Below are 6,999 nucleotides of genomic sequence, written 5' to 3' on the forward strand. Positions count from 1 at the left end.
ACATACGATACGCTGACATTTGAGCGATTGAACCCTGTAATACAGCTATTGGCATTCATTTCGGTAATTATCTACCTATGCCGATGTTATAAACTCATCGAAAACTTTTACCAACAGCTGAAATTTAATGGAGGCGACCGGTACCGGCACGAGCTGCGGTGGCTGCGTAACTTATTGACAGGTTTCGGGCTGTTATGGCTGTTGTGGATACCCTTTATAGCTGTAGACTATTTTTATTACAATTACCAATTAGGCGTACAGGCTTACTATCCCTTGTATCTCCTTTTAGTGTCAATGATGATCTGGATGGCGGCGGAGGCCTTTTTAAGGCCGGAAATTGGCGTTCCGGGAGATACAGTACTGGTTTTAAAGCCATTACTACCGGCAGAGCTGAAGCAAAAAAGTATTTGGCTGAAAAAAGTCGTTAAAGAAAACCGCTATTACCAGGACCCGGAATTAGGCCTGAGTTCACTTGCTGAAAAGCTTGACCTGCACACCCATGAATTATCCCGCGTCATCAATACTGTGCTCAAAAAAAGCTTCAATGATTTTATCAATGAATATCGCGTTGCAAACGTTGTTCAGAAAATGCAGAACCCGGCTTATGACCATATCACCCTGCTGGGTATTGCATTTGAATCGGGCTTCAATTCTAAAACTACTTTTAACCGTACTTTCAAACAGATAACCGGAAAAAGCCCGGTGGAATATAAGAACGAACTGAAAAAAGAGCGCCCATCTTATAATATGGGGCGTTATCCCCGGTTTGCGAAGGTAATTTCGTTCCATGAAACCACTCCCGGGTGGTCTCCTGAGAAATTAAACCGCAATTACATGTTTAAAAATTATTTGAAAATAGCACGGCGTAACCTGGTGCGCAATAAAAGTTATACCGCTATTAATGTTACCGGCCTGGCAGTGGGCATTGCCGTTTGTATGGTGATTTTTATCATTATACAATTTCAAACAAGCTTCGATACTTTTCATGCAAAGAAGGATCGCACCTATCGTGTGCTGACCGAGTTTCATTACGAAGAAGGAGGAAATATTTCTTACAAAACAGCCGTCCCTTTTCCAATGCCTTTAGGACTGAAAACGTCTTTTCCCCAAATAGAACAGGTAGCTCCAATTTTTGCCAGCCACGATGATCAGTTGCTGATTGTTGATAATAATGGAAATACGGAAAAAAATTTCAAGGAGCAGCACGGTCTATTTTACATGGACCCTTCATTCTTTAAAATATTCGATTTCCCGCTGCTGGCAGGTTCTTATGAATCATTAAAAGATCCGAACAACGTATTGCTTACCAAAGAGACCGCTGAAAAATATTTCGGCGACTGGAAAACAGCAATAGGCAGAACCATTAAACTGCAAATGGGCGGCTATATGTTCGAACACGGCGTCGACGTATTAAAAGTTTCGGGCATTTTGGCCACCATACCGGCAAATTCAGATTTTCAGCTAAAGGTTGTTGTGGCCTATGGAACGGGTTTTACCGGGGATTATTTGGCAAAATCAACCGATTGGGATGGGAATGTAGGCGGTTTTGGCTGCTATATTTTGCTGCCGCCGAACACGTCTGCCGACAATTTCAACCAGCAATTAAGCGCTTACTTCCACAAGGTAGAATCGCCGGGCAATACCGACAGGCATTTTATCCAGCCGTTAGGTGCGGTGCATTATGATACGCAGGTTGGTGATTACAGCAACAAAACAATCAGCCATCAACTGCTCAATGTATTGTGGCTCATTGCAGCATTCATCCTGTTAATTGCCTGCGTAAACTTTGTCAACCTCTCCACTGCGCAAGCCGTTAACCGGGCGAAGGAGGTTGGTGTTAGAAAAGTGTTGGGAAGTAGTAAAACTCAATTGCAGATCCAGTTCATCGTTGAAACATTTTTAATAGTTATAAGTGCTGTAATGCTCGCGGGCTTTATTACCATGCTTGCATTGCCTTCTGTAGGGACACTTTTAGAACTTTCGCTTTCATTCAACATTTTCAGCAATCCCGCAATTATCTTATTTCTTTTGGCTGTAACCATCGTAGTTACCGCACTCGCAGGCTTTTATCCCGCTATTGTTTTATCGCGTTTTAATCCGGTTAATGCGCTAAAGAGTAAGCTCACATCAAATGCCAACGGAATTTCATTACGAAGAGGGTTGGTAGTGTTTCAATTCATCATTGCGCAGGCGCTCATCATCGGAACGCTCATTATTGTAAAGCAAATGGATTATTTTATGAACCAGCCGCTGGGCTTTGATAAAGACGCCATCATCAATGTTCCTTTCCGTGTGGATAGTCTTCGCCTCAGCAAGCTGGGTTATTTAAAGAAAGAATTATTGTCTGTAAAAGGCGTGCAGGCGGTTACTTATAGTTCCAACACCCCGGTTGAAAATGGCACCGATCTGTGGAGCGTTATCAAGTATAATCATGCAGTAAAACAAACAGACTTCCAGGTTATTACCAGGTTCGCCGACAACGAATACGTGTCCGCTTACAAATTGCCGCTTATAGCCGGCCGGAATGTGAACCCCTCTGATACCGCCGGAGAATTTCTGGTAAACGAGTCTTTGGTGAAAACTTTGGGACTGAAAAAACCAGAGGACATATTAAACAAGCCTATGTCCACCTGGCATGATCAGATCAAAGGAACTGTTGTTGGCGTATTAAAAGATTTCCATGACCGGTCTTTCCGCAATGACCTCGCACCATTGCTGGTTACCCCCGACAATGCCATGTACAACCAGGTTGGGATAAAGCTGGCAACTCCAAATATTTCTGCTACCATGCAATCGGTAAAAAAAGTATTTGATAAAACATTTCCCGATTTTGTTTATGAATACAAATTCCTCGATGAAAAAATTGCGAGTTTTTACAAACAGGAAAACCAGTTATCGCAGCTGTATAAAATTTTTGCAGCAATAGCCATATTCCTTAGCTGTCTTGGGTTGTATGGTTTAGCCTCATTCATGGCAGTGCAGCGAATAAAAGAAGTTGGTATCCGTAAAGTACTTGGTGCTACTGCAGGCACCATCGTTTATTTGTTTTCAAAAGAATTTATCATACTCATTGCAATTGCCTTTGCCATTGCTGCACCCATTGCATGGTATTACATGCACCAATGGCTGCAAGCTTATGTTTATCGCATCAATATCAGTTGGTGGTTATTTGCTGCCGGCGGACTTGCTTCAATAATTATTGCACTTGCAACCATAAGTTTCCAGGCAATAAAAGCAGCAATGGCCAACCCGGTGAAGAGTTTGAGAAGTGAATAGCTTTTGCCCGAGAAGCTTCATTGTCGAGCCCCACTTGCAGCAATACTTTTGTTATGCGTTCGTGCTACTGTCGTCACGAAGATCTGTCGTTTTAACTATGCACTCATTTTTTTATCGGCTCATAGTAAAGAGTTATTGCACCGCAACCAAATGTTTTTGTTTTTAAGAGTTTAAGATCAACTCTATCTTTCACGTTTTTAAATAATGGTAAGCCGCTTCCTAAAACAGTTGGCTGAACGCTAAGTTGGTATTCATCTATTAAGTCAAGCTGCGTTAAGGCTACTATTAAACCTGGGCTGCCAACTAAAATGGGTTTACCCGCTTGTTGCTTAAGCTCTAAAACTTCTTGTTTAATGACTTCTTTTTTCAATGTTGTATTTTTCCAATCAACATTTTTCAGCGTGCGGGAAAAAACAATCTTTGAAATATTGTCTATTAATACTGCAAAATCATCCATTGGTTTGTTACCGGTAGGATTTTTTACCACAGATGGCCAATAACTTTCCATAAGTTGATAGGTTATCCTTCCGTATATAAGGGTGCCTGCGTTGCTTAATAGCTCATTATAATGCTGATGTATTTCATCATCTGCAATCATTGCCGTGTGATCGCAAAACCCGTCAAGTGTCATGTTCATTGCTGCAATTAGTTTTCTCATGGCTTTGTTTTTAATTGCTATTGTTTTTTGTTTGTTTCTTGCAGAAGGTTCAGGTTAGCACTACCGCCAGTAAGCACGTATAATCTGGTTTTAGGCGTTATAATGGGGGCTGACTGTGCCAATCCCCCCTCAAATTTATGCAAAATCGATTCGCACCCATCGCTTTCCGAAGTTTATAACTTCGGACCAATATGCTGATAGCCTACAACTATCGAATCTTAAATAATTTGTTTCGACTTTTCGATAGTATAACGATTCGTTTTAGTTACGGGTTTGAGTGGATAAATTTGTTACTTATTGTCATCCCAATAATAATTGTGAATAAGATTGTCCTTTTCCAACAAAGTTGCCAGTGTGCCATTGATTGATGAAGCAAGTCCTTCTATTTTTGTCTTTTTTCCATTTGCTTTGACAATTATTTCGGCATTATGTTCATTCGCATCACCGTCCCAATTATCATCTATTTCATAGGTTGCGTTATTGTTTTTAAAAGACAGGGAATGTATTTCGGTTGGAGAATTGTTAACGCCGCTTCTTGAATAGCCATCGTATCTGAAAGCTTTCCATGATGTTGCATTTAGCAAAGCCGGATATTGTAGTTCCGCTTTGCCTTTTGTGCCAAAGCGATAAACAATATATTTATTGTCTTTCTGTGTACAAACAAGCACTATTTTATTGCTTGATTGTAGCGTAAATCCATACAAAACCTTTTCGTTGGCCTTTTGCAATACACCGTAGTCAACTTTTTTTTGTGCGAAAATTGAGTTAGTGAATAATAAGATTGAAAATAGTAATAAGATAAGTTTCATAGTTGATTTTCTCCTGTTAGACTGTTAATCCGGATATTCCATACGGGACTTAAATATAAACAGATTTAGGATCTGCGCAATGCTGAATATCTCGAAACAAAAAAGCCTCAAATCTTTCGACTTAAGGCTTTTCATTTACTTGGGTAGCGGGCACAGGGCTATTATCGAGCCGTTTAACGCATGTCTGGCAAATATTCGCTAACATTTAAGTTAGTTCAACCGGCGAGTTGCCTGCTATTTTGTAAAAATGTTATGTTTACTTTATCACCTCACTCACCAAAATGGTAGGACTGACATTGGTGTAATTTGAAAAATCCGCACGAATGGCGTCTATATGCGGCCCGATAGCCGCTTGATAATCGCTTAGGCTTTTTACGTAAAATATACCTATAGCCATAAAAGGCAGTGATTGGTTAGGAATACCACTGGCAAGCCCTTTTTCAATAGTGTATTTAATCAAATTTGATCCTAAAAATCCTGCTACCATAGGCATATGCTTAGTTTCATAATACTCCATATTAAAGGTTTTACCTTCAGCATAAGGGTACATGATGGATATTTTAATTAAGCCTCTTTCAACAACAGCCATGTTCTGTTTTTCTTGACTAAATGCGGCAAAACAAGAAGTTAAAAGCAAAAACGATACAATTAGTTTTAATTTCATACCTGATATAGTGACTGATAAGATGTTCAATTTAAGTATTATTATACAAATACTAAAATATTGGCGATATGAGCCCGACGAGCTACAAGGTAGTAAAACACAAAAGCCTCTCAGATTTCTCTGAAAGGCTTTTTATTTACTGGGTAGCGGGAGCAGGACTCGAACCTACGACCTTCGGGTTATGAGCCCGACGAGCTACCAACTGCTCCATCCCGCACTATTTTGTTGTTTATTGCTTTTCGGCATAACCTCGAAAAGCTCTTTCCAATTGTCAAAATGCAATTTGCACTCCGTTTTAATTGGACTGCAAAGATATAATTCGTTTCTTTGCAGTCCAAATATATTTTTAATTATTTTTATATGAGTCACCAGGCAGGTTTTGTAAGTATAATTGGTAAGCCCAATGCAGGGAAATCAACCCTTATGAACGCCCTCGTTGGCGAAAAAATGTCAATTATCACCCCCAAAGCGCAAACCACAAGGCACCGTATTTTGGGAATTGTTAACGATGAAAACTACCAGATTGTATTTTCTGATACGCCCGGAGTTATCAAACCTCATTATGCGCTGCACGAAAGTATGATGCACCAGGTAGATGGCTCCATTGTTGATGCCGACCTGATTTTGCTGGTTACCGATATTTACGAGGAGTACGACGAAACCGACGTATTAAAAAAACTGGAAGGGTCATTGGCCCCCGTTGCCGTACTGATAAACAAGATTGACCAAAGCGACGAGGAAACCGTAAAAAAGAAAGTGGAGTTTTGGCAGGAGAAATTAAACCCTAAAGCCATTTTCGCCATATCGGCATTATTGGGCCACAATATTAAAGCCATTATGGATTTTGTGATAGGTAACTTGCCCGAGCACCCGGCCTATTATGAAAAAGATCAGCTGACGGACAGGAACGATCGCTTCTTTGCATCAGAAATGATTCGCGCCCAGTTACTTAAACAATATAAAAAGGAAATTCCTTACAGCGCCGAGGTAATTGTAACCGCTTTTGTTGAAGGCGAAAAGCTGCACCGCATCAGTGCCGAAATTATTGTGGAGCGCGATTCGCAAAAAAACATCATCATTGGCCAGGGTGGCAGCATGCTTAAAATAGTAGGCACTTACGCCCGCCGCGATATGGAAGATTTTTTTCAGAAGAAAGTTTTCCTGGAGATGTTTGTAAAAGTGATCCCGGATTGGCGCAGCAAAAAAAATTACCTTAAAAAATTCGGATACGAATAAATAGATATGAGAATTGAGATGTGAGATTTGAGAAAAATCTGGCATCCGGTTAGCAAAAGAATTAATTTTGATGTAATTTTTAAGATTAGGCAGGAAGTAAAGCTTCTGTCTCATATCTCAAATCTCACATCTCAAATCTAAACAAAAGCATGAGTAACATAGTAGCCATAGTTGGCCGCCCCAACGTAGGCAAATCAACTTTATATAACCGCTTAACCGAAACACGTAAAGCCATTGTCGACGATTTTAGCGGCGTAACCCGCGACAGGCACTACGGTGTATCTGAGTGGACCAATCACCAGTTTACCGTAATTGATACCGGGGGCTATGTAGCCAACTCTGTTGATGTTTTTGAG

General features: G+C 40.4%; 6 protein-coding genes and 1 tRNA gene. 3 read left to right on the forward strand and 4 right to left on the reverse strand.

Going from position 1 to position 6,999, the window contains the following annotated elements; all coding sequences use genetic code 11:
• A partial coding sequence (locus AC1DPZ_RS18970) for an ABC transporter permease (protein ID WP_477406296.1) occupies nt 1-3,276 on the forward strand: 3,276 nt, incomplete at its 5' end.
• A 103-nt stretch (nt 3,277-3,379) separates the two neighbouring features.
• On the opposite strand, the gene AC1DPZ_RS18975 is transcribed toward AC1DPZ_RS18970, so the two are convergent.
• The 4 genes from AC1DPZ_RS18975 to AC1DPZ_RS18990 form a co-directional block, all read right to left on the reverse strand.
• Entirely contained in the window at nt 3,380-3,934 is a 555-nt protein-coding gene (locus AC1DPZ_RS18975; protein WP_477406298.1) for a dihydrofolate reductase family protein, read from the reverse strand.
• Nucleotides 3,935-4,224: 290 nt separating this feature from the next.
• The gene (locus AC1DPZ_RS18980) at nt 4,225-4,743 is read right to left on the reverse strand and encodes a hypothetical protein (protein ID WP_477406299.1); all 519 of its coding nucleotides are present in this window, start codon (nt 4,741-4,743) and stop codon (nt 4,225-4,227) included.
• A gap of 256 nt (nt 4,744-4,999) precedes the next feature.
• Complete coding sequence (locus AC1DPZ_RS18985) at nt 5,000-5,407, reverse strand: EthD family reductase (protein ID WP_477406301.1); 408 nt, start codon at nt 5,405-5,407, stop codon at nt 5,000-5,002.
• A 140-nt stretch (nt 5,408-5,547) separates the two neighbouring features.
• Nucleotides 5,548-5,624, reverse strand: a tRNA-Met gene (locus AC1DPZ_RS18990).
• 143 nt (nt 5,625-5,767) lie between these two features.
• On the opposite strand from AC1DPZ_RS18990, the gene era reads away from it, so the two are divergent.
• On the forward strand, nt 5,768-6,643 hold the full coding sequence (era, locus tag AC1DPZ_RS18995; RefSeq protein WP_477406303.1) for a GTPase Era: 876 nt from the start codon (nt 5,768-5,770) through the stop codon (nt 6,641-6,643).
• Between the two features lie 149 nt (nt 6,644-6,792).
• Nucleotides 6,793-6,999, forward strand: a 207-nt coding sequence (locus AC1DPZ_RS19000) for a GTPase (protein ID WP_477406305.1), incomplete at its 3' end; no start/stop codon positions are given.

The organism is Mucilaginibacter sp. P4_G9, from assembly GCF_056400985.1.